23 protein-coding genes are annotated in these 20,798 nt (G+C 40.4%); 20 read left to right on the forward strand and 3 right to left on the reverse strand.

The window, feature by feature from the left end; translation table 11 throughout:
* The first annotated feature begins 3 nt into the window (after window positions 1-3).
* The 14 genes from ftsL (at window position 4) to dnaJ (ending at window position 13,876) form a co-directional block, all read left to right on the forward strand.
* Window positions 4-321, forward strand: a complete 318-nt coding sequence (gene ftsL, locus ACORHT_RS02060; RefSeq protein ID WP_434350434.1) for a cell division protein FtsL — start codon at window positions 4-6, stop codon at window positions 319-321.
* 3 nt (window positions 322-324) lie between these two features.
* Window positions 325-2,580 carry a penicillin-binding protein PBP2X gene (gene pbp2X / locus ACORHT_RS02065; protein WP_434350435.1) on the forward strand — a complete coding sequence of 752 codons (2,256 nt, stop codon included), beginning with the start codon at window positions 325-327 and terminating at the stop codon, window positions 2,578-2,580.
* Window position 2,581: 1 nt separating this feature from the next.
* The gene (gene mraY / locus ACORHT_RS02070; protein ID WP_434350436.1) at window positions 2,582-3,562 is read left to right on the forward strand and encodes a phospho-N-acetylmuramoyl-pentapeptide-transferase; all 981 of its coding nucleotides are present in this window, start codon (window positions 2,582-2,584) and stop codon (window positions 3,560-3,562) included.
* 286 nt (window positions 3,563-3,848) lie between these two features.
* Entirely contained in the window at window positions 3,849-4,376 is a 528-nt protein-coding gene (locus ACORHT_RS02075; RefSeq protein ID WP_434350437.1) for an FUSC family protein, read from the forward strand.
* Window positions 4,377-4,451: 75 nt separating this feature from the next.
* Window positions 4,452-4,808, forward strand: a complete 357-nt coding sequence (locus ACORHT_RS02080; protein ID WP_075230046.1) for a MerR family transcriptional regulator — start codon at window positions 4,452-4,454, stop codon at window positions 4,806-4,808.
* Between the two features lie 35 nt (window positions 4,809-4,843).
* The gene (gene glnA / locus ACORHT_RS02085) at window positions 4,844-6,190 is read left to right on the forward strand and encodes a type I glutamate--ammonia ligase (RefSeq protein ID WP_075230045.1); all 1,347 of its coding nucleotides are present in this window, start codon (window positions 4,844-4,846) and stop codon (window positions 6,188-6,190) included.
* Window positions 6,191-6,309: 119 nt separating this feature from the next.
* A complete protein-coding gene (locus ACORHT_RS02090) occupies window positions 6,310-6,630 on the forward strand; it encodes a PadR family transcriptional regulator (RefSeq protein ID WP_000423982.1) in 321 nt (106 codons plus the stop codon).
* Window positions 6,630-7,205, forward strand: a complete 576-nt coding sequence (locus tag ACORHT_RS02095) for a DUF2812 domain-containing protein (RefSeq protein ID WP_434350438.1) — start codon at window positions 6,630-6,632, stop codon at window positions 7,203-7,205. The genes ACORHT_RS02090 and ACORHT_RS02095 overlap by 1 nt, the downstream gene beginning before the upstream one ends.
* A 21-nt stretch (window positions 7,206-7,226) precedes the next feature.
* Window positions 7,227-7,739 (forward strand): DUF2812 domain-containing protein, encoded by a 513-nt coding sequence (locus tag ACORHT_RS02100; RefSeq protein ID WP_434350439.1) that lies wholly within the window; start codon window positions 7,227-7,229, stop codon window positions 7,737-7,739.
* Window positions 7,740-7,900: 161 nt separating this feature from the next.
* Window positions 7,901-8,935: a heat-inducible transcriptional repressor HrcA gene (gene hrcA / locus ACORHT_RS02105; RefSeq protein ID WP_045763634.1), complete on the forward strand. Its 1,035-nt coding sequence runs from the start codon at window positions 7,901-7,903 to the stop codon at window positions 8,933-8,935.
* Window positions 8,936-9,067: 132 nt separating this feature from the next.
* Window positions 9,068-9,583 (forward strand): nucleotide exchange factor GrpE, encoded by a 516-nt coding sequence (grpE, locus tag ACORHT_RS02110; protein WP_434350440.1) that lies wholly within the window; start codon window positions 9,068-9,070, stop codon window positions 9,581-9,583.
* Window positions 9,584-9,834: 251 nt separating this feature from the next.
* On the forward strand, window positions 9,835-11,658 hold the full coding sequence (gene dnaK, locus ACORHT_RS02115; protein ID WP_414320991.1) for a molecular chaperone DnaK: 1,824 nt from the start codon (window positions 9,835-9,837) through the stop codon (window positions 11,656-11,658).
* Between the two features lie 181 nt (window positions 11,659-11,839).
* On the forward strand, window positions 11,840-12,472 hold the full coding sequence (locus ACORHT_RS02120; RefSeq protein WP_434350441.1) for a DJ-1/PfpI family protein: 633 nt from the start codon (window positions 11,840-11,842) through the stop codon (window positions 12,470-12,472).
* Between the two features lie 267 nt (window positions 12,473-12,739).
* Window positions 12,740-13,876, forward strand: coding sequence for a molecular chaperone DnaJ (gene dnaJ / locus ACORHT_RS02125; RefSeq protein ID WP_434350442.1), 1,137 nt, complete (start codon window positions 12,740-12,742; stop codon window positions 13,874-13,876).
* A gap of 85 nt (window positions 13,877-13,961) precedes the next feature.
* On the opposite strand, the gene ACORHT_RS02130 is transcribed toward dnaJ, so the two are convergent.
* The 3 genes from ACORHT_RS02130 to ACORHT_RS02140 form a co-directional block, all read right to left on the reverse strand.
* Window positions 13,962-14,615, reverse strand: a complete 654-nt coding sequence (locus ACORHT_RS02130) for a hypothetical protein (protein WP_434350443.1) — start codon at window positions 14,613-14,615, stop codon at window positions 13,962-13,964.
* An 85-nt stretch (window positions 14,616-14,700) separates the two neighbouring features.
* Window positions 14,701-14,988, reverse strand: coding sequence for a hypothetical protein (locus tag ACORHT_RS02135; protein WP_434350444.1), 288 nt, complete (start codon window positions 14,986-14,988; stop codon window positions 14,701-14,703).
* Window positions 14,989-14,997: 9 nt separating this feature from the next.
* Window positions 14,998-15,408, reverse strand: a complete 411-nt coding sequence (locus ACORHT_RS02140) for an HIT family protein (protein WP_434350445.1) — start codon at window positions 15,406-15,408, stop codon at window positions 14,998-15,000.
* Between the two features lie 67 nt (window positions 15,409-15,475).
* Here ACORHT_RS02140 and ACORHT_RS02145 point away from each other — a divergent pair, with 67 nt between their 5' ends.
* The 6 genes from ACORHT_RS02145 to rimP all read left to right on the forward strand — a co-directional run bounded on the left by ACORHT_RS02145 (window position 15,476) and on the right by rimP (window position 20,792).
* Window positions 15,476-16,207, forward strand: coding sequence for an ABC transporter ATP-binding protein (locus ACORHT_RS02145; RefSeq protein WP_434350446.1), 732 nt, complete (start codon window positions 15,476-15,478; stop codon window positions 16,205-16,207).
* On the forward strand, window positions 16,204-17,253 hold the full coding sequence (locus ACORHT_RS02150) for an ABC transporter permease (protein WP_434350447.1): 1,050 nt from the start codon (window positions 16,204-16,206) through the stop codon (window positions 17,251-17,253). The genes ACORHT_RS02145 and ACORHT_RS02150 overlap by 4 nt, the downstream gene beginning before the upstream one ends.
* Window positions 17,254-17,300: 47 nt before the next feature.
* On the forward strand, window positions 17,301-18,095 hold the full coding sequence (gene ccrZ / locus ACORHT_RS02155; protein WP_373094288.1) for a cell cycle regulator CcrZ: 795 nt from the start codon (window positions 17,301-17,303) through the stop codon (window positions 18,093-18,095).
* Entirely contained in the window at window positions 18,092-18,727 is a 636-nt protein-coding gene (gene trmB / locus ACORHT_RS02160) for a tRNA (guanosine(46)-N7)-methyltransferase TrmB (protein ID WP_434350448.1), read from the forward strand. Before ccrZ ends, trmB begins: the two co-directional genes overlap by 4 nt.
* 171 nt (window positions 18,728-18,898) lie before the next feature.
* Window positions 18,899-20,050 (forward strand): glycoside hydrolase family 3 protein, encoded by a 1,152-nt coding sequence (locus ACORHT_RS02165; RefSeq protein WP_434350449.1) that lies wholly within the window; start codon window positions 18,899-18,901, stop codon window positions 20,048-20,050.
* A 262-nt stretch (window positions 20,051-20,312) separates the two neighbouring features.
* The gene (rimP, locus tag ACORHT_RS02170; protein ID WP_000338687.1) at window positions 20,313-20,792 is read left to right on the forward strand and encodes a ribosome maturation factor RimP; all 480 of its coding nucleotides are present in this window, start codon (window positions 20,313-20,315) and stop codon (window positions 20,790-20,792) included.
* Window positions 20,793-20,798: the final 6 nt, after the last annotated feature.

Here is a 20,798-nt window from a genome sequence, read left to right on the forward strand (position 1 = left end):
AAAATGGTAGAAAAAAGAGAAACAACGAGCCAATTACTGCAAGCTCGTATCAAGAGGTTTTCACGTGTTGAGAAGGCCTTTTACCTTTCGATTGCCATTACAGCTCTTGTCTTAGCCATCAGTGTGGTCTATATGCAAACCAAGCTCCTGCAAGTTCAAAGTGAATTAACAACTGTCAACAGACAGATTGAGGAGAAAAAGACGGAGCTAGACGATGCCAAGCAAGAGGTCAATGAATTGATTCGCTCAGAACGTCTGGCGGGTGTTGCGGATTCGCAAGACTTGCAATTAAACAATGGAAATATCCGATCGGCGGAGTAATATATGAAAACATGGAAAGAAAAAATAGTACACTTTGCCATTAAGAATCGCAGAACTCCTCTAGAAAACCGCAGACGAGTTGGAAAAAGCCTTAGTCTCTTGGCTGTCATTCTCTTTGCTGTTTTTTTGGTTAACTTTGCGGTGATTATTGGTACGGGAAAGAAGTTTGGTGTTGACCTGGTCAAAGAAGCATATAAGGTTCATCAAACAACTCGAACAGTCCCTGCTAAGAGGGGAACCATTTATGATCGTAATGGAACTCCGATTGCAGAAGATGCAACCTCCTATAATGTTTATGCGGTCATTGATAAGGATTATAAGTCTGCGAATGGAGATATTCTATATGTTGAGGAATCTCAGTACAATAAGGTAGCCGAAATTTTTCATAAGTACTTGGATATGGAGGAGACCTACGTCAAAGATCAACTCTCTCAACCCAATCTCAAACAGGTTTCCTTTGGTACTAAAGGAAATGGGATTACCTACGCAAATATGATGTCCATAAAAAAGGATCTAGAAGCTGCCAAGATTGAGGGAGTGGATTTTACCACAAGCCCCAATCGAAGTTATCCAAATGGGAAATTTGCTTCATCCTTCATTGGTCTAGCCCAGCTCCATGAAAATGAAGATGGTTCGAAGAGCCTTATTGGAACATCTGGTATTGAAAGCTCCTTGAATAGCTTGTTAGCAGGGACAGATGGTATTATTACCTATGAAAAAGACCGTCTAGGTAATATCGTTCCTGGTACGGAACAAGTCACTCAACAAACCGTAGATGGAAAAGATGTCTACACGACCATATCTAGTCCTTTGCAATCCTTTATGGAAAGCCAAATGGATGCCTTCCAGGAAAAAGTGAAAGGCAAGTACATGACTGCGACCTTGGTTAGTGCTAAAACGGGAGAGATTCTCGCTACAACTCAAAGACCAACCTTTGATGCTGATACCAAAGAAGGGATTACAGAGGACTTTGTCTGGCGTGATATCCTTTACCAAAGTAACTATGAACCAGGTTCAACCATGAAGGTAATGACTCTGGCGGCGGCTATTGACAATAAAACATTTCCTGGAGGGGAGTATTTTAATAGTAGTGAATTAAAAATTGCTGATGTTACCATCAAGGACTGGGATGTAAATGAAGGCTTGACGAGTGGTGGAATGATGACTTACTTACAAGGATTTGCCCACTCTAGTAATGTCGGAATGACCTTGTTAGAGCAAAAGATGGGAGATGCTACTTGGCTAGACTACCTCAACCGTTTCAAGTTCGGAGTTCCAACTCGTTTTGGTATGACTGATGAATACGCGGGACAACTTCCTGAGGATAACATTGTCAATATTGCCATGAGTTCTTTTGGTCAAGGGATTTCTGTTACTCAAGTGCAAATGCTCAGAGCTTTTACAGCTATTGCTAATGATGGAGTTATGCTAGAGCCTAAGTTTATCAGCGCTCTCTATGACCCGAATGATCAAACCGTCCGTAAATCACAAAAAGAAGTTGTGGGAAATCCTGTCTCTAAAGAAGCGGCAAGCTTGACGCGAGATCACATGGTGATGGTTGGGACAGACCCTATTTATGGTACAATGTACAATCATAGTACGGGTAAAGGAACAGTCAATGTTCCGGGCTATAATGTAGCCTTGAAATCCGGGACTGCCCAGATTGCTGATGAGCAAAATGGAGGATACTTAGTTGGGGAAACCAATCATATCTTTTCTGTAGTAACCATGCATCCTTCTGAAAATCCTGATTTTATTCTCTATGTGACAGTTCAACAACCGGAACATTATTCTGGGATTCCGTTAGGAGAATTCGCAAACCCTATCTTGGAGAGAGCTTCGGCTATGAAAGAATCACTCAATCTTCAATCTACAGCTAAGAATTTGGACCAAGTGACAACTACAACTAGTTATGCAATGCCAGAAATGAAGGATTATAGTCCTGGAGATTTGGCGGAGGAGCTACGTCGGAACCTTGTTCAACCAATTGTTATCGGTTCAGGTACAAAAATTAAGGAAAGCTCTGCAGCAGAAGGGACAAATCTGGATGCTAACGAGCAAATCTTGCTTCTTTCTGATAAGGTAGAGGAGATGCCTGACTTATACGGTTGGACTAAGAAAAATATCGAAACCCTTGCTAAGTGGTTGAATATCGAAGTTGAATTTGAGGGTACAGGTAATGTTGTCAAACAACAAAGTGTTCGTGCCAATACAGCTTTAAAAGATTTACAGAAAATAAAAATAACATTAGGAGATTAGAATGCTTATTTCTATCTTTGCTGGAGTGATTGCCTTTATTCTAACAGTCATAGGAATTCCAGCCTTTATCCGTTTTTACCATAAAGCACAGATTACCGGTCAACAGATGCATGAGGATGTCAAACAACACCAAGCAAAAGCCGGGACACCAACAATGGGAGGACTTGTCTTTCTCCTAGCAGGAGTTTTAGTTAGTCTGGTCCTTGCTCTCGTGACTAATCAATTAACCAATAATGTCGGAATGATCCTCTTTATCCTGGTCTTATATGGTTTGGTCGGTTTCTTGGACGATTTCCTCAAGGTTTTCCGCAAAATCAATGAAGGACTTAATCCTAAACAGAAGCTCTTGCTTCAGTTGGTCGGAGGAGTTATCTTCTATTTATTCTATGAAAGAGGAGGAGATATCTTAAATGTATTTGGTTATCCCTTGCATTTAGGTGTTCTGTATATTTTCTTTGCCCTCTTTTGGTTGGTCGGTTTTTCAAATGCAGTTAACCTGACTGACGGAATTGATGGCTTGGCAAGTATTTCGGTGGTGATTAGCCTATCTGCCTATGGAGTTATTGCCTATGTACAAAATCAGCTCGATATCTTACTAGTGATTGTAGCTATGATTGGTGGTCTTCTTGGCTTCTTTGTCTTTAACCACAAGCCTGCTAAAGTTTTCATGGGAGATGTAGGTAGCCTAGCCCTTGGAGGGATGTTAGCGGCTATTTCTATGGCACTGAACCAAGAATGGACGCTGCTTTTGATTGGTTTGGTGTATGTTTTTGAAACAACATCTGTTATGATGCAGGTCAGCTATTTTAAACTGAGTGGAGGTAAGCGTATCTTCCGGATGACACCTGTTCATCACCATTTTGAGCTGGGTGGTTTTTCTGGAAAAGGTCAAGCTTGGAGTGAGTGGAAGGTCGACTTCTTTTTCTGGGGAGTAGGTTTGCTAGCGAGCTTGTTAACCTTGGCTTTCTTGTATCTGTTTTAAAAAATAAATGAGAATAAAAAGCTTGAGGCTGGGACAAAAGTCCTAGCCTCTCAATTGTCTTTGGATTGCCGAGTAAGACGCAGTGGTTGAGTGGGCTTTACTACGCTGATTTCATCAGCTTTTACAGCCCTACTCAACTGTGCGGAGGTGGGACGACGAAATCGAATTCTAACGAATTACCGATTTCTGTCCCACTCTCTTTTTCTGTCTTTTCCTACAGTTTATTGCCCTACCTTTCTCAAAAGTAGGTGAATTTATGATAAAATGGAGATAGAAAGTTTAAATTATGAGTTATTTTAAAAAATATAGATTTGATAAGGCTAAGTTCAAATTAGGCATGCGTACTTTTAAGACGGGTATTGCAGTTTTTCTAGTGCTCTTGACTTTTGGGTTCTTTGGCTGGAAAGGGTTGCAGATTGGAGCTCTGACCGCTGTTTTTAGTTTAAGAGAAGATTTTGACAAGAGTGTACATTTTGGAACTTCGCGTATTTTGGGAAATAGTGTCGGTGGTTTTTACGCCATTGTTTTCTTCCTCTTAAACACTCTATTTCAAGAAGCCTTTTGGGTGACCTTGCTGATCGTTCCAATTTGCACCATGTTAACCATTATGACAAATGTAGCTATGAATAATAAAGCAGGTGTTATCGGTGGTGTTTCAGCTATGTTAATTATTACTCTCTCTATTCCGAGCGGGGAGACTGTTTTGTACGTATTTGCCCGAGTTTTTGAAACATTTATGGGTGTTTTTGTAGCAATTCTTGTAAATTACGATATTGATCGTTTACGGAGTATTTTATTGAAAAAAACAAAATAATGTCACAAGATATAACATTATTGATTGACGATTGAATTTTTTTAGACTATAATAGACAGAAAGAAGGAAGTGTACATGAAGGAAAAAGAATTTCGTCGCAATATGGCAGTTTTCCCTATTGGCAGTGTTATGAAGTTGACCGATCTTTCGGCTCGCCAAATTCGTTATTATGAAGATCAGGACTTGATTAAGCCTGATCGAAACGAAGGCAATCGCCGTATGTACTCGCTGAATGACATGGATCGATTGCTTGAGATTAAGGACTATATCTCTGAAGGTCTGAACATTGCTGCTATCAAGAAAAAATATGCCGAACGTGAGGCGAAAGCCAAGAAACCAGTGAGTCAAACTGAGGTGCGTCGGGCCCTTCGGAATGAAGTTCTTCAACAAAGTCGCTTTGCTTCTCAACAATCACCTTTTGGTCGCGGTTAGGCAACCGCTAGTCGTCATATATAAGGAGAAAAACCATGCCAATCACAGCTGCAGATATTCGTCGTGAAGTTAAGGAAAAAAATGTAACCTTTATCCGTCTCATGTTTTCAGATATTTTGGGAACAATGAAAAACGTCGAAATTCCTGCTACAGATGAACAACTAGACAAGGTTTTGTCAAACAAGGCTATGTTTGATGGATCTTCTATTGAAGGGTTTGTTCGTATCAATGAATCAGATATGTACTTGTACCCTGACCTGGACACATGGACTGTCTTCCCTTGGGGAGATGAGAACGGTAGTGTCGCAGGATTGATCTGTGATGTCTATACAACAGAAGGAGAGCCATTTGCTGGAGATCCTCGAAGCAACCTTAAACGAGCTCTTCATCACATGGAGAAAGTTGGATTCAAATCTTTCAACCTTGGTCCGGAACCAGAATTCTTCCTATTCAAGCTTGATGAGAATGGGGACCCAACTCTTGAGGTAAATGACAAGGGTGGTTACTTTGATTTGGCACCTACAGACCTTGCCGATAATACCCGTCGTGAGATTGTAAATGTCTTGACTAAAATGGGATTTGAAGTAGAAGCCAGTCACCACGAAGTTGCTGTAGGTCAACATGAGATTGACTTTAAGTACGATGAAGTTCTTCGTGCATGTGACAAGATTCAAATCTTTAAACTTGTTGTAAAAACAATTGCGCGTAAACATGGTTTGTATGCAACCTTTATGGCTAAACCAAAATTTGGTATCGCTGGTTCAGGAATGCACTGCAATATGTCCTTGTTTGATGCTGAAGGGAACAACGCCTTCTTTGATCCAAATGATCCAAAAGGAATGCAATTGTCAGAAACAGCCTATCATTTCCTTGGTGGTTTGATCAAGCACGCTTACAATTACACAGCTATCATGAACCCGACAGTTAACTCATACAAACGTTTGGTTCCAGGGTATGAAGCACCGGTTTACATCGCTTGGGCTGGTCGTAACCGTTCACCACTTGTCCGCGTTCCAGCTACACGTGGTATGGGAACTCGACTTGAATTGCGCTCAGTAGACCCAATGGCAAATCCATATATCGCAATGGCTGTTCTTTTGGAAGTTGGTTTGCACGGTATTGAAAACAAAATCGAAGCACCAGCGCCAATCGAAGAAAACATCTATATCATGACTGCAGAAGAGCGTAAAGAGGCTGGCATCACAGACCTTCCATCAACTCTTCACAACGCTTTGAAGGCCATGACAGAAGACGAAGTGGTTAAAGCAGCTCTAGGTGAACACATCTACACTAGCTTTCTTGAAGCTAAACGAATTGAGTGGGCAAGCTATGCAACCTTCGTTTCACAATGGGAAATTGATAACTACCTAGATCTATACTAATGATAAATCAGAAAGATTGTCCGTGAGGACGATCTTTTTTTCTTGCAAATTATATCGAGGTGTGATATATTTTATATAACGAGGTGCGATATATCGAACTAAATAGGAGGTCTGATTAAATGGAATTAACAGATAAGATTAGGCGTGTCTACCTTCCCATGACTGAAACGGGTTTTTATATCTTGTTTTGTCTACAGAAGGAGAACCATGGTTATGGTATTACACAAAAGGTCAAAGAGATGACAGATTCACAAGTATCAATTAGTCCTGGAACTATGTATGGAACCCTGTCAAAGATGGAAAAAGATGGTTTGGTTTCCTTTGTCCGAGAAGAGGAAAAACGTAAAATCTATCAGATAACAGACTTGGGTCGAAAAGTTTTAGAGATTGAGTTGAAACGTATTGAGCGGCTCTATAGAAACAGTCGGGAGGAGCTTTGATGGAAAAGAAAGTTGTTTATAGAATTGCTACCATTGCGGATTATGATAGAGAGGCTCTCTATCTCGGAGAAATGCATGCTCAGGGCTGGAAACTTAAGGAAGTAAGCTACTCTAACTTAGTAGTTGCGGTTAAGTATACTTTTGAAAAGTGCCAACCAGAGCAGGTGATTTATCAGTTGGACTTTTATCCTATGAAAAAGTCAGAGAGAGCTTCCTATTTACAACTATTTAAAGATTGTGGGTGGGAGTATATTACAGACTTTAATGGTTTTTCCTACTTTAGAAAGCTTCATTCTGGAATTGAGTCGGATGCCGAGTTTGAAATTTATAATGACGCTACAGGGAAGTTAGCTATGATCAAACGTATTTTAATAATGCGGATGCTTCCTATTTTGCTTCTCTTTTCAGCGCTACTACCGGTTTTCCCAAAGTTTGTCAGTGGAGGTAGTTCTTTCAGTTGGGAAGTATTTTTGATTTTCATAATAAATTGGGTTTTATTGATAGTTTATGCGATTCAGATTTCTTATATTTTTTGGAGATTGTTTCAAAAGTGGAAAGAATTATCTGATAAATAAGACCATTTTGGAGGTTAGACAATGAATAGCAAAGTACTATTTCGAATGTTTACCATATTTGATTTGGATAAGGTAGAAGATTATTTGCATGAGATGCATTTGAAAGGTTGGAAATTTAAATCGAATCGTTTTGGCTTTTTCTATTTTGAACCATGCCGACCAGATGATGTGATTTACCGTGTGTGGAATACTAGCTATCTTAGAAAAAATGAGGTAGATTTACAAAGTATTAAGGATAGAGGATGGGAATTTGTGGAAAATTGTTCTTATTCTATTTTTCGAAAAGCAACTTGTGATGTAGATTCAAATGATCAATCTTTCATGGACAATCGTCTTCGATGGGCTGATGTGAAATCTAGACTTCGTACATCTACAGTTTCTATCTCTGGCGGTCTAGTTATTTGTATGAGCTTGTTTCGCGAAAGTCTCTCTCAGTCTTTCTTCCTTATTTTTGCCCTTTATGCCCTCATGATTTCTTACCTAATCTATAGTTTTTACAGACTTAAAAAGAAATATCTTGAGAATGTAAGATGATTTTCTAGGACCTCAGACTGATTTTTAGCACTCTTGGTAAAAGAGTGCTAATTTTTTGAGTTTTTGTCTTGACATTCTTTTCTAAGGGTGTATAATAGAATCATAAGTTAGCACTTGGGAGTTACGAGTGCTAAAAAGATCTATCAGAGAGGAGTGACGAGATGGTTACGGAACGTCAACAGAATATTTTAAATCTGATTATTGACATCTTTACCAAAACGCACGAACCTGTTGGATCTAAGGCCTTGCAAGAGTCTATCAACTCTAGTAGTGCTACCATTCGAAATGATATGGCAGCTTTAGAAAAGCAAGGTTTACTTGAAAAGGCACATACTTCCAGTGGTCGTATGCCGAGTGTGGCTGGTTTTCAATACTATGTCAAACACTCCCTATCCTTTGACCGTTTAGCTGAAAATCAAGTTTATGAGATTGTAAAAGCCTTTGATCAAGAATTCTTCAAGCTAGAGGATATTCTTCAAGAGGCGACGAAAATTTTGTCAGACTTGAGTGGTTGTACGGTTGTAGCGCTGGATGTAGAACCAAGTAGGCAGAAGCTAACAGCTTTTGATATTGTTGTCCTCGGACAACATACAGCTCTGGCAGTTTTTACGCTTGATGAGTCTAGAACAGTTACCAGTCAGTTTTTGATTCCGAGAAATTTCTTGCAGGAGGATTTGAATCGCCTCAAGACCATGATTCAAGAACGTTTCTTGGATCAGACTGTTTTGGATATTCACTACAAGATTCGGACAGAGATTCCACAAATTATCCAACGTTACTTCACAACAACGGATAACGTTATGGATCTTATTGAGCATATCTTCAAAGAAATGTTCAATGAAAATATCGTGGTTTCTGGTAAAGTCAATCTTTTGAATTTCGCTAATTTAGCGGCCTATCAATTTTTTGATCAGCCACAAAAGGTAGCTTTGGAAATTCGAGAGAATCTGATTGGTGACCAGATGCAAAGTGTCCGAGTTGCGGATAGCCAAGAATCTTGTCTTGCTGACTTAGCAGTGATTAGCAGTAAGTTCCTGATTCCCTATCGTGGGTTTGGAATTCTGGCGATTATAGGTCCGGTCAATCTGGATTATCAACAATTGGTTAATCAACTTAATGTTGTCAATCGAGTTTTGACTATGAAGTTGACGGATTTTTACCGCTATCTCAGCAGTAATCACTATGAAGTGAATTAATACTCTTCAAAAATCAAATTCAAACCACGTCAACGTCGCCTTGCCGTACTCAAGTACAGCCTGCGGCTAGTTTCCTAGTTTGCTCTTTGATTTTCATTGAGTATAAGATTGAAATCATTAAAGGAGGCGAAAATGGCCCAAGATATTAAAAATGAAGAAGTAAAAGAAGAGGAAGTTGTGGAAACAGCTGAAGAAACAATTCCTGAGAAGTCTGAATTGGACTTGGCTAATGAACGTGCCGAAGAATTTGAAAATAAATACCTTCGTGCTCATGCAGAGATGCAAAACATTCAGCGCCGTGCCAACGAAGAGCGTCAACTCTTGCAACGCTATCGTAGCCAAGATTTGGCGAAAGCAATCTTGCCATCACTCGACAACCTCGAACGTGCCCTTGCCGTCGAAGGGTTGACAGATGATGTGAAGAAGGGCTTGGAAATGGTCCAAGAAAGCTTGATTCATGCTCTGAAAGAAGAAGGAATTGAAGAAATTCCAGCGGACGGTGAATTTGACCATAACTACCATATGGCTATTCAAACAGTTCCAGCAGATGACGAACATCCAGCAGACACCATCGCCCAAGTCTTTCAAAAAGGCTACAAACTCCATGACCGCATCCTACGCCCAGCCATGGTGGTTGTATATAACTAGGCTAGAGAACTTAAAAACCTTGTCCGAAACGACAATAAACTATGAAGAAAGATAAGAGGCAAGCCGGAGGCTTGCAAGGAGTATATTTCCCGCCGTGGTGAAAGTTTCAGTAGCTTCTGCTACTGAAACAGGGGATTTTTGAGACAATAGGCTCAAAAATAAGTGATGAAATCCCGAAGGGAGTTGCTCACGTCCCCACCACTTAAGGGAAATATCAAAAATAGAAAATTAACTAACAAGGAGAAAAACACATGTCTAAAATTATCGGTATTGACTTAGGTACAACAAACTCAGCAGTTGCAGTTCTTGAAGGAACTGAATCAAAAATCATCGCAAACCCAGAAGGAAACCGCACAACTCCATCTGTTGTGTCATTCAAAAACGGTGAAATCATCGTTGGTGACGCTGCAAAACGTCAAGCAGTTACAAACCCAGATACTGTTATCTCTATCAAATCTAAGATGGGAACTTCTGAAAAAGTTTCTGCTAACGGTAAAGAATACACTCCACAAGAAATCTCAGCTATGATCCTTCAATACTTGAAAGGTTACGCTGAAGAATACCTTGGTGAAAAAGTAACGAAAGCAGTTATCACAGTTCCAGCTTACTTCAATGATGCTCAACGTCAAGCAACTAAAGACGCTGGTAAAATCGCTGGTCTTGAAGTAGAACGTATCGTTAACGAACCAACTGCAGCAGCTCTTGCTTACGGTTTGGATAAGACAGACAAAGAAGAAAAAATCTTGGTATTCGACCTTGGTGGTGGTACATTCGACGTATCTATTCTTGAATTGGGTGATGGTGTCTTTGACGTATTGGCAACTGCAGGGGATAACAAACTCGGTGGTGACGATTTTGACCAAAAAATTATCGACCACTTGGTAGCAGAATTCAAGAAAGAAAACGGCATCGACTTGTCAGCTGACAAGATGGCTCTTCAACGTTTGAAAGACGCAGCTGAAAAAGCTAAGAAAGACCTTTCTGGAGTGACTTCAACTCAAATCAGCTTGCCATTTATCACTGCTGGTGAAGCTGGACCTCTTCACTTGGAAATGACTTTGACTCGTGCTAAATTCGACGACTTGACTCGTGACCTCGTTGAACGTACAAAAGTTCCAGTTCGTCAAGCCCTCTCAGATGCAGGTTTGAGCTTGTCAGAAATCGACGAAGTGATCCTTGTCGGTGGTTCAACTCGTATCCCTGCCGTTGTTGAAGCTGTTAAAGCTGAAACTGGTAAAGAACCAAACAAATCAGTTAACCCTGATGAAGTAGTTGCTATGGGAGCTGCGATCCAAGGTGGTGTCATCACTGGTGATGTTAAAGACGTTGTCCTTCTTGACGTAACGCCATTGTCACTTGGTATCGAAACAATGGGTGGAGTCTTCACAAAACTCATCGACCGCAACACTACAATTCCAACTTCTAAATCACAAGTCTTCTCAACTGCAGCAGACAACCAACCAGCCGTTGATATCCACGTTCTTCAAGGGGAACGCCCAATGGCAGCAGATAACAAGACTCTTGGACGCTTCCAATTGACAGATATCCCAGCTGCACCTCGTGGTATTCCACAAATCGAAGTAACATTTGACATCGATAAGAACGGTATCGTATCTGTTAAAGCCAAAGATCTTGGAACTCAAAAAGAACAAACAATTGTTATCCAATCTAACTCAGGTTTGACAGACGAAGAAATCGACCGCATGATGAAAGATGCAGAAGCTAACGCTGAAGCAGATAAGAAACGTAAAGAAGAAGTAGACCTTCGTAACGAAGTAGACCAAGCTATCTTTGCGACTGAAAAGACAATCAAAGAAACTGAAGGCAAAGGCTTCGATGCAGAACGTGATGCTGCCCAAGCTGCCCTTGATGATCTTAAGAAAGCGCAAGAAGACAATAACTTGGACGACATGAAAGCAAAACTTGAAGCATTGAACGAAAAAGCTCAAGGCCTTGCTGTTAAACTCTACGAACAAGCCGCAGCAGCCCAACAAGCTCAAGCAGGAGCAGAAGGCGCACAAGCAACAGGAAACGCAGGCGATGACGTCGTAGACGGAGAGTTTACGGAGAAGTAAAACAATCCAGTGGATTGTTTTAGCGGAACCTCCTGAAATAAAGAAAGGTTCCGAGATTTTAGGACTCCTTTAATCCGAAACTCAATTAAGCCTAACTCGTTAAGAATGTTAATAATTATAGGAAGAAATCCAGAGGTTGCAACCCAGCCTCTGTTTTTCGGTAAAATAGAGGATGTTGCATATGAAAAAAGTACTTTGTATCATTTATCCTAATTTTTCTCTTTATGAGATAACCACTTTAACAAGTACTTTAGCCCTGTCTTTTGACGTAACAATTGATTATGTGGCTTCAGAACATTCGATAGTGGTCTCTGAGGATGGTTTGCCCTGTCAACCGACGAAAACATTTGATCAAATCCGTATAGAAGATTATTCTTGTGTGATTTTGCCAGGAATGGTTAACATTGGACCTGCTCTACAAGATGAGAAATTGATCTCGTTTTTGAGGGAGCTTGGTGAGCAAGATATCTTAATTGCAGCCATTTCTTCAGCCCCTCTTTTATTAGCCAAAGCAGGCTTGTTGAAGGACACGAAATTTACAGGTGGAATTTGGCAAAACTTCTTTGACTATTTTGAATTTCTTCCTCGTGAGAATTTCCAACCGAAAGTTCTTGTGCAAGATAAACAGATCATTACGGCTATAGGATTCGCACATCAAGAGTTTGCAAGGAAAGTGATTCTAAGTCTAGGGTTGGCAGAGAATACGGACAACTATTTTAAAGAAAAAAACGAGTGCTCTGAAGAGGATTTGATATTTACTCTATCAGATGAAGAGTTTGATCAAGTGAAGCGAAGTATAGAAAACACCCTCTAAAGATTTACATGAAAATTATAGAAAGGAATAAAGAGTGTTCGGGGAATTGAACTCGAGCTCTGAAGATTCTTACTCAATATAAAAGAAAGGAATTGAACCCGACCTACATCGAGGTTTAATTCACAACATCAATAGAAAGGACAAAGAGTGTTCGGGGAATTGAACCCGAGCGGAAAGCTTGGAAATTAGATAAACCGCCTAAGAAATCAGTATTTCTTGTCGGTTTCCTAAATTTCAGTCGCTTTCTGTCCGCTCTTAGTATCTTGTATGAACAATACTGAATTTTACGACCGTTTGGGCGTTTCAAAGAATGCATCTCAAGATGAGATTAAGAGAGCCTATCGGAAATTATCTAAAAAATATCACCCAGATATCAACAAGGATCCTGGTGCTGAGGACAAGTACAAGGAAGTTCAAGAAGCTTATGAGACCTTAAGTGATGAACAGAAACGTGCTGCCTATGACCAATATGGTGCGGCTGGAGCCAACGGTGGTTTTGGTGGTGCTGGCGGTTTCGGTGGCTTTGATGGAGCAGGTGGCTTTGGCGGATTTGAAGATATCTTCTCAAGCTTCTTTGGTGGTGGCGGTGCATCACGTAATCCAAACGCCCCTCGTCAAGGTGACGACCTCCAGTATCGCGTTCATTTGACTTTTGAAGAAGCTATTTTTGGTACAGAAAAGGAAGTCAAATACAATCGTGAAGCAAGCTGTCGTACTTGTAATGGGTCTGGTGCTAAACCTGGAACAAGTCCAGTTACTTGTGGACGCTGTCATGGTTCAGGTGTGATCAATGTTGATACCCAAACACCTCTCGGTATGATGCGTCGCCAAGTAACCTGTGATGTCTGTCATGGCCGTGGTCAAGAAATCAAAGATCCATGTACAACCTGTCATGGAACTGGTCATGAAAAGCAAGCCCATAGCGTACACGTAAAAATCCCTGCTGGTGTGGAAACAGGTCAACAGATCCGCCTAGCTGGTCAAGGTGAAGCAGGATTTAACGGTGGACCATATGGTGACTTGTACGTGGTGGTTTCAGTTGAAGCTAGTGATAAGTTTGAACGTGAAGGAACCACTATCTTCTACAATTTGAACCTCAATTTTGTTCAAGCAGCACTTGGTGATACAGTAGACATCCCTACAGTTCATGGTGATGTAGAATTAATCATTCCAGAAGGAACTCAGACTGGTAAACGATTCCGTCTACGTGGTAAAGGTGCGCCTAGCCTTCGTGGTGGTGCCCTTGGTGACCAATACGTTACTGTCAATGTCGTGACTCCAACAGGTTTGAATGACCGCCAAAAAGCAGCTTTGAAGGAATTCGCAGCTGCAGGTGATCTAAAAGTCAGTCCAAAGAAAAAAGGCTTCTTTGACCATATTAAGGATGCCTTTGAAGGAGAATAAAGCATAAAGTAAAAAGAGCCTTCGGGCTCTTTTTCGTGCAATCTTTAGACTTTTAGCATGGGAGAAAGAATCTCTGGCTGGTCTGCTATTCAGATCTTTGAGTGAGTAAGCCAGCCTCATCCATATCTTGGATGAGTTGCTTGAGTTCTGCTTCCTTGCCAGGCTTAACGGTGACGGTATCAATGTGATTAATCGCCGAATTATCCTGAATATCCACCAAGGTCAAAGCTTTTTCATAGAATGCGATTCCCTTTTTCATGCTTTCTGGATCCCTCCAAGAGAGAATAAAGTAAGAAGGATTTGATTTCTTTCCGATTTCTTGGAAATACTTCCTGCTTTCCTCCTCTAAAAATTGGAATAAACCATGATTGAATAAGTTATCTTCTACTGAATAGTAGGAAATCTCTTCTGTGTTTAAGACATAAACTTTGAGTTGATTTTTAGTGAGGTTTGGACTTTCTTTTAGGACTGGGTGGCTATTGACGACTTCATCAGAGAATGTCACATAAAAATCTAAGCCCCCACCCTCGAATTGATAGCTTCCATTTGATTCTACTTTTTCAGGAGGCAGGTCAAGGGAGATAAAGATTTGTTTTAAGGATTCATTTCCTTCTCGGATGTCACTTGGTGAGGCCTTGAAAAGATTGGCCAGTATTAGAAATGCCAGAGCTGCAAGAAGGCAGAGGCCACCACAAATAATCAGGATGATCCGCGTCAAAACTTTAAAAAACTGTTTCATTTTCATGCCCTCCCTGGTCTGTTAGGATCTGCTGCCCCAAAATGGCTTTAAAGGGGAATAAGGAAAGTTGGAGATTTTCTTTTCCTTAGTTTTCTTCAGCTTCCTGCAATTCTTTTAGTACAGCTAATCTTGTTTGAACGTCTTTTTCCAAGACTTTAAACTTGTAGGTTAAATCTTTTTGATATTCCTTGATGAGTTCTTTTTGTTGGTTGATAATTTGCAGGCTATCTTGGATGATATCCAAGTCATCCTTAATGGCTTCAACACGATCAGTAGTATCTAGAACTTCTTCAGTGATAGCTTGGCGATTCTTAACGAGGAGGTATGAACCGACTGCAGAGCCTGCAAAAAGTAGTAAATTTGATAGTTTCATAGTGACTCCTTAAGCGTTTTTGATTGTTTCAGCAACTTGAGCAAGTTTGTCGAAGTCTGGTTCATGTGCAATAAAGTCAATTTTTAGGTCGTCATCTGCACTATAGCGAGGAAGGAGGTGGACATGGGTATGGAAAACGGTTTGTCCAGCAACTTCTTCACAGTTGGCGATGATATTCATACCTTCAGCTTCGGTAGCTTTCATGACTTTTTGAGCAATCTTTGGTACTTGGGCGAAAAGTTGGCTGGCGCTTGCTGCATCCATTTCCAAAAGGTTACGGTAGTGTTCTTTTGGTACGACCAAGGTATGTCCTGATGTTACTTGGGAAATATCAAGGAAGGCAAGAACTTGTTCATCCTCATAAACTTTGGCTGCAGGAATTTCTCCTGCGATAATTTTACAAAAAATACAATCTGACATAAAAACCACCTCTACTGTATTGAATTTTGATATAATATAGCTACATTATACCAGATTTGGAGAAAATATGTTAGAAATTAAAAACCTGACAGGGGGCTATGTTCATGTTCCTGTCTTGAAAGATGTGTCCTTTACAGTCGAGAGTGGACAGTTGGTCGGTTTGATTGGGCTCAATGGTGCAGGAAAATCAACGACCATCAATGAAATTATCGGTTTGTTGACACCTTATAGTGGAGAAATAAACATCGACGGACTAACTTTACGTGACAATCCTCGAGAATATCGTCAGCAGATTGGTTACATTCCTGAAACTCCTAGTTTGTACGAGGAATTGACTCTCAGAGAACATATCGAGACGGTTGCTATGGCCTATGGTATTGAGCAAAACCTAGCTTTTGAACGTGTAGAACCTCTTTTAAAAATTTTTCGTTTGGATCAGAAATTAGATTGGTTTCCTGTTCATTTTTCAAAAGGGATGAAACAGAAGGTTATGATTATCTGTGCCTTTGTCGTGGATCCGAGTCTCTTTATCGTCGATGAACCCTTCCTTGGTCTTGATCCCTTGGCAATTTCTGACTTGATCCAGCTTTTGGACCTTGAAAAGAAAAAAGGCAAGTCTATCCTCATGAGTACCCACGTTCTTGACTCTGCTGAAAAAATGTGTGACTCTTTTGTCATTCTCCATAAAGGCCAAGTGAGGGCTAAAGGGGATCTTGAAGAGCTGAGACAAGCTTTTGCTATGCCTCAAGCAAGTCTAAACGATATTTACCTGGCTTTGACCAAAGAGGAGGACCGATGAAAGACTTGTTTCTAAAGCGAAAGCAGGCTTTTCGTAAAGAATGTGTCGGTTATCTGCGCTATGTGCTCAATGACCACTTTGTCTTGTTTTTACTGGTCTTGGTAGGCTTTCTAACCTATCAGTATAGTCAACTGCTCCAGCATTTTCCTGAGAATCACTTACCAATCCTAGGTTTAATTGGGATTGTCTCTGTTTTACTCTTGCTTTGGGGAGGGATAGCGACTTATGTGGAAGCTCCTGATAAGCTCTTTCTCTTAGTAGCTGAAGAAGAAGTGAGAGAACATATCCAAAAGCAAAACCTAGTTTCCTTCATCTTTTGGGTTAGTGTACAGACTCTCTTCTTGCTTCTTTTTGCCCCTCTATTTTTAGCCATGGGCTTGGGCTTAGTGGTTTTTGGTGTTTATGTTCTTCTTTTGGGAGTCGTGAAATATTTCCTGTTTCAGAAAAAGGCTGGCAAGTTTTTTAGTGCAAATCATCTGGACTGGGACTATGTGATTGCCCAAGAAAGTAAACGCAAGCAGTTCTTGCTTCGCTTCTTTGCCCTCTTTACCCAAGTCAAGGGGATTTCAAACAGCGTCAAGCGACGAGCTTATCTAGATTTTATCCTAAAAGCAGTTCAGAAGGTGCCGAGCAAGATTTGGCAGAACCTCTATCTTCGTTCTTATCTGCGAAATGGAGACCTCTTTGCCCTCAGTCTTCGTCTCCTCTTCCTATCCTTGCTGGCTTTGATCTTTATCGAGCAAGCTTGGATTGCAACAGCAGTGGTAGTTTTATTTAACTATCTCTTACTCTTTCAGTTATTGGCTCTCTATCATGCCTTTGATTACCAATATTTGACCCAACTTTTCCCGCTAGACGAGGGTGAGAAGGAGAAAGGGTTGAAAGAAATAGTAACTGCTATTGGACTTTTAGTACTACTACTTGAAAGCCTACTGGGTTTGCTTATCTTTAAAGAAAAAATGCCCCTTTTAGCACTTGTTGGAGTTAGTTTCGTTTTGCAATTTCTTTATTTACCTTACCAACTTAAAAGACTGGTTGACGAATAGGCTAAAAACTAGTAGAATAGTAAGGAAACTTTATACGGAGGAAAGAAATGGACTTGGGTGATATTGAGCTAACGCTGACCCCTATACCTGGGAAAAGCGGAAAAGCTTATATGGGAAGCTACCCTGATGGGAAGCGCGTCTTTATTAAAATGAACACCTCTCCAATCCTACCTGGTTTAGCCAAGGAACAAATCGCTCCTCAATTATTATGGACTCGCCGTTTATCGGATGGGCGTGATATGTGCGCCCAAGAATGGTTGAATGGTAAAATTTTGACCCCTTATGATATGAATCGCAAGCAGATTATCAATATTTTGAGTCGCTTGCATCGTTCGCGTCCTTTGATGACGCAATTGACTCGTTTGGGCTATTCTTTAGAAACACCTTTTGACTTGCTTCAGGCTTGGTTAAAAGATGCTCCAGAATCCTTGAAGAACAATCAATATCTAAGAATGGTAGTAGAGGATTTGCGAGGAAGCTTGCCAAACTTTAGGGAAGATTATGCAACGATCGTTCATGGAGATGTACGACATAGTAATTGGATTGAGACAGAGAGCGGTCTTATTTATTTAGTGGATTGGGATTCCGTTCGTTTAACGGATCGCATGTTTGATGTGGCGCATATGCTATGTCACTATATTCCAGACTATCAGTGGAAAGAGTGGTTGACTTATTACGGTTATAAATACAACCAAACAGTCATCAGCAAACTATTTTGGTATGCTCAGTTATCCTTCTTGAGCCAGATTGCCAAATATTATACAAATGAAGATCTAGAAAATGTCAATCGGGAGATTTATGCCTTGCGCATCTTCCGCGACAAGTATGGAAAGAAGAGATGAGAGTTAGAAATCGTAAAGGGGCAACAGAATTACTAGAGGCTAATCCTCAGTATGTTGTCTTAAATCCTTTAGAAGCCAAAGGAAAATGGCGAGACCTCTTTGGAAATGACAATCCTATCCATGTTGAGGTTGGTAGTGGTAAGGGAGCCTTTGTGTCAGGTATGGCCAAGCAAAACCCTAATATCAACTATATCGGGATTGATATTCAAAAGTCTGTTTTGAGCTACGCTTTGGACAAGGTGCTTGAAGTTGGAGTGCCTAACATCAAGCTCTTGTGGGTAGATGGTTCTGATTTGACTGATTACTTTGAAGACGGTGAGATTGATCGTTTATATCTGAACTTTTCAGATCCTTGGCCTAAAAAACGCCATGAAAAGCGTCGTCTAACCTATAAGAGTTTCTTGGATACCTTCAAGCGTATCTTGCCTGAACACGGTGAGATTCATTTCAAGACAGATAACCGTGGCTTGTTTGAATATAGCCTAGTGAGTTTTTCTCAATATGGCATGAAGCTCAATGGAGTTTGGTTAGATTTGCATGCCAGTGACTTTGAAGGCAATGTCATGACTGAGTATGAAGAAAAATTCTCAAGTAAAGGTCAAGTTATCTATCGAGTTGAGGCTCAGTTTTAATGTGAAAATATATCAATCAAAAATTCTGTCATAACTAAAAAGTTAGATATATAATTTTATCAAGGGTTTAGTTCTGTACATAGAGCTAAGCCTTTTTAGTTTGATGTTAGTTCATTGGAGATTTTGGTAAGTGTATACTTGCAACCGGATAAGTGGTATAATGAAGGTGTTATGAGAAGAAGAATAAAACCGATTGTAGTCTATCTTTTCTTTTTCCTTGTGATAGGTAGTTTGATTTTTTCCGACCATCAACATCATAGACAAGTGGAGTCGCAAGTAGAAAAAACTGAGAAAACTACTCAAACTAGTGAAACAGAGAAGAATAAGGTTGTTGAAGAAAGATTAGTCTCGATGACTTTGGAAGAAAAAGTAGGCCAGTTGTTCTGGGCTAGGGTTCCTTCTAGTCATCAGCTAGAAGACCTTCAGTCCTATCATTTTGGAGGTTATCTCTTGTTTGGGAGAGATTTTCAAGGACAAACCCTAGAGGATATGAAGGCTTTGACAGATCGCTACCAAGCTGCTTCAAAGATTCCTTTATTGATTGGTTCAGATGAAGAAGGCGGAACCGTGACTCGTATCAGTTCGATTTTAGAGACTCCTTTCCAATCTCCTTTGGAACTTTATCAAAAGGGTGGGATGGAGGCAATCCGTTCTGATACTAGGCAGAAGGCAGAGCTACTAAAATCTGTTGGCATCAATGCTGGACTCTTTCCAGTTGCAGATCTTGCCAGCAATCCATCAGCCTTCATCTATGATCGAACCATTGGACAAGATGCCCAAACGACTGCAAGTTATGTTGAGGAGGTTGTAGAAGAACTTGGAAAGACTAAGGTTGGGTCAACCTTGAAGCATTTTCCGGGATATGGAGATAATGGAGACAGTCATACCGACATTATCCAAGACAATCGCTCCTTGGATGAGCTAAGACAAGCGGATTTGCTACCTTTTCAAGCTGGCATAGATGCAGGTGCGGATAGTGTTTTGGTTTCGCACAATATTCTATCCAAGATTGATACTGTTCCGTCATCGATCTCACCAAAAATCAATGATATTCTTCGCAAGGAACTCCACTTCAATGGAGTTATTATGACGGATGATCTCGATATGGCAGGATTGGCTGATTTTGTCAATCAGGATGAAGCTGCCCTTCAAGCAATTTTAGCGGGTAATGATTTGATTTTAGGATCTTCGTACCAAACTCAAATTCCTTATTTATTAAAGAAAGTCTCCTCAGGAGAGCTGACAGAAGAGCGTATTGATGAGTCTGTGAGACGTATTTTATCTTGGAAATATGACTTGGGTATATTAGGGACTTTGCAGTAAAGAGGGGAGATGGCTAGAAAAGGATCAGCTGTTTGGATGCGGAACAGTTGATTTGTAAGGAATTCAGATTGCTTGGTAAAGAAACTGATATCTTTCCATAATGGATATCTTTCTATAAAATTGTGCAGAATTTTAAGAAAAAGCTTAAAATCAAGCCTTCTGAGTGCTTATACTTTACATAAGTATTCAAAAGTGCTATACTATGAGTAAGAATATGAGAAAGTGAGGCGAGGAAATATCTTCGCCTCTTGCTTATGAGGAGGTGGACGCAATCGCAACTATCGTAGAATTAGTCAGAGAAGTCGTAGAACCTGTCATTGAAGCTCCCTTTGAACTCGTTGATATCGAGTACGGAAAGATTGGCAGTGACATGATTCTTAGTATTTTTGTAGATAAACCAGAGGGAATTACCTTGAACGACACAGCGGACTTGACAGAGATTATCAGTCCTGTCCTAGATACTATCAAGCCAGATCCCTTCCCAGAACAATATTTCCTAGAAATCACCAGTCCAGGCTTGGAGCGTCCTTTGAAAACCAAGGAAGCAGTCGCTGGAGCGGTTGGGAAATACATCCATGTTGGACTTTACCAAGCCATCGATAAGCAAAAGGTCTTTGAAGGAACCTTGCTAGCCTTTGAAGAGGATGAGTTGACTATGGAGTATATGGACAAGACTCGTAAGAAAACAGTCCAAATCCCATACAGTTTGGTATCAAAAGCACGTTTAGCAGTAAAATTATAGTAAAAG

The sequence above is a fragment of the Streptococcus sp. KHUD_014 genome (assembly GCF_051106275.1).
Lineage (GTDB): Bacteria > Bacillota > Bacilli > Lactobacillales > Streptococcaceae > Streptococcus.

Coding starts and splice junctions, on each gene's coding strand:
- ftsL (WP_434350434.1), top strand. CDS start 4: ATGGTAGAAAAAAGAGAAACAACGAGCCAATTACTGCAAGCTCGTATC.
- pbp2X (WP_434350435.1), top strand. CDS start 325: ATGAAAACATGGAAAGAAAAAATAGTACACTTTGCCATTAAGAATCGC.
- mraY (WP_434350436.1), top strand. CDS start 2,582: ATGCTTATTTCTATCTTTGCTGGAGTGATTGCCTTTATTCTAACAGTC.
- ACORHT_RS02075 (WP_434350437.1), top strand. CDS start 3,849: ATGAGTTATTTTAAAAAATATAGATTTGATAAGGCTAAGTTCAAATTA.
- ACORHT_RS02080 (WP_075230046.1), top strand. CDS start 4,452: ATGAAGGAAAAAGAATTTCGTCGCAATATGGCAGTTTTCCCTATTGGC.
- glnA (WP_075230045.1), top strand. CDS start 4,844: ATGCCAATCACAGCTGCAGATATTCGTCGTGAAGTTAAGGAAAAAAAT.
- ACORHT_RS02090 (WP_000423982.1), top strand. CDS start 6,310: ATGGAATTAACAGATAAGATTAGGCGTGTCTACCTTCCCATGACTGAA.
- ACORHT_RS02095 (WP_434350438.1), top strand. CDS start 6,630: ATGGAAAAGAAAGTTGTTTATAGAATTGCTACCATTGCGGATTATGAT.
- ACORHT_RS02100 (WP_434350439.1), top strand. CDS start 7,227: ATGAATAGCAAAGTACTATTTCGAATGTTTACCATATTTGATTTGGAT.
- hrcA (WP_045763634.1), top strand. CDS start 7,901: ATGGTTACGGAACGTCAACAGAATATTTTAAATCTGATTATTGACATC.
- grpE (WP_434350440.1), top strand. CDS start 9,068: ATGGCCCAAGATATTAAAAATGAAGAAGTAAAAGAAGAGGAAGTTGTG.
- dnaK (WP_414320991.1), top strand. CDS start 9,835: ATGTCTAAAATTATCGGTATTGACTTAGGTACAACAAACTCAGCAGTT.
- ACORHT_RS02120 (WP_434350441.1), top strand. CDS start 11,840: ATGAAAAAAGTACTTTGTATCATTTATCCTAATTTTTCTCTTTATGAG.
- dnaJ (WP_434350442.1), top strand. CDS start 12,740: ATGAACAATACTGAATTTTACGACCGTTTGGGCGTTTCAAAGAATGCA.
- ACORHT_RS02130 (WP_434350443.1), bottom strand. CDS start 14,615: ATGAAACAGTTTTTTAAAGTTTTGACGCGGATCATCCTGATTATTTGT.
- ACORHT_RS02135 (WP_434350444.1), bottom strand. CDS start 14,988: ATGAAACTATCAAATTTACTACTTTTTGCAGGCTCTGCAGTCGGTTCA.
- ACORHT_RS02140 (WP_434350445.1), bottom strand. CDS start 15,408: ATGTCAGATTGTATTTTTTGTAAAATTATCGCAGGAGAAATTCCTGCA.
- ACORHT_RS02145 (WP_434350446.1), top strand. CDS start 15,476: ATGTTAGAAATTAAAAACCTGACAGGGGGCTATGTTCATGTTCCTGTC.
- ACORHT_RS02150 (WP_434350447.1), top strand. CDS start 16,204: ATGAAAGACTTGTTTCTAAAGCGAAAGCAGGCTTTTCGTAAAGAATGT.
- ccrZ (WP_373094288.1), top strand. CDS start 17,301: ATGGACTTGGGTGATATTGAGCTAACGCTGACCCCTATACCTGGGAAA.
- trmB (WP_434350448.1), top strand. CDS start 18,092: ATGAGAGTTAGAAATCGTAAAGGGGCAACAGAATTACTAGAGGCTAAT.
- ACORHT_RS02165 (WP_434350449.1), top strand. CDS start 18,899: ATGAGAAGAAGAATAAAACCGATTGTAGTCTATCTTTTCTTTTTCCTT.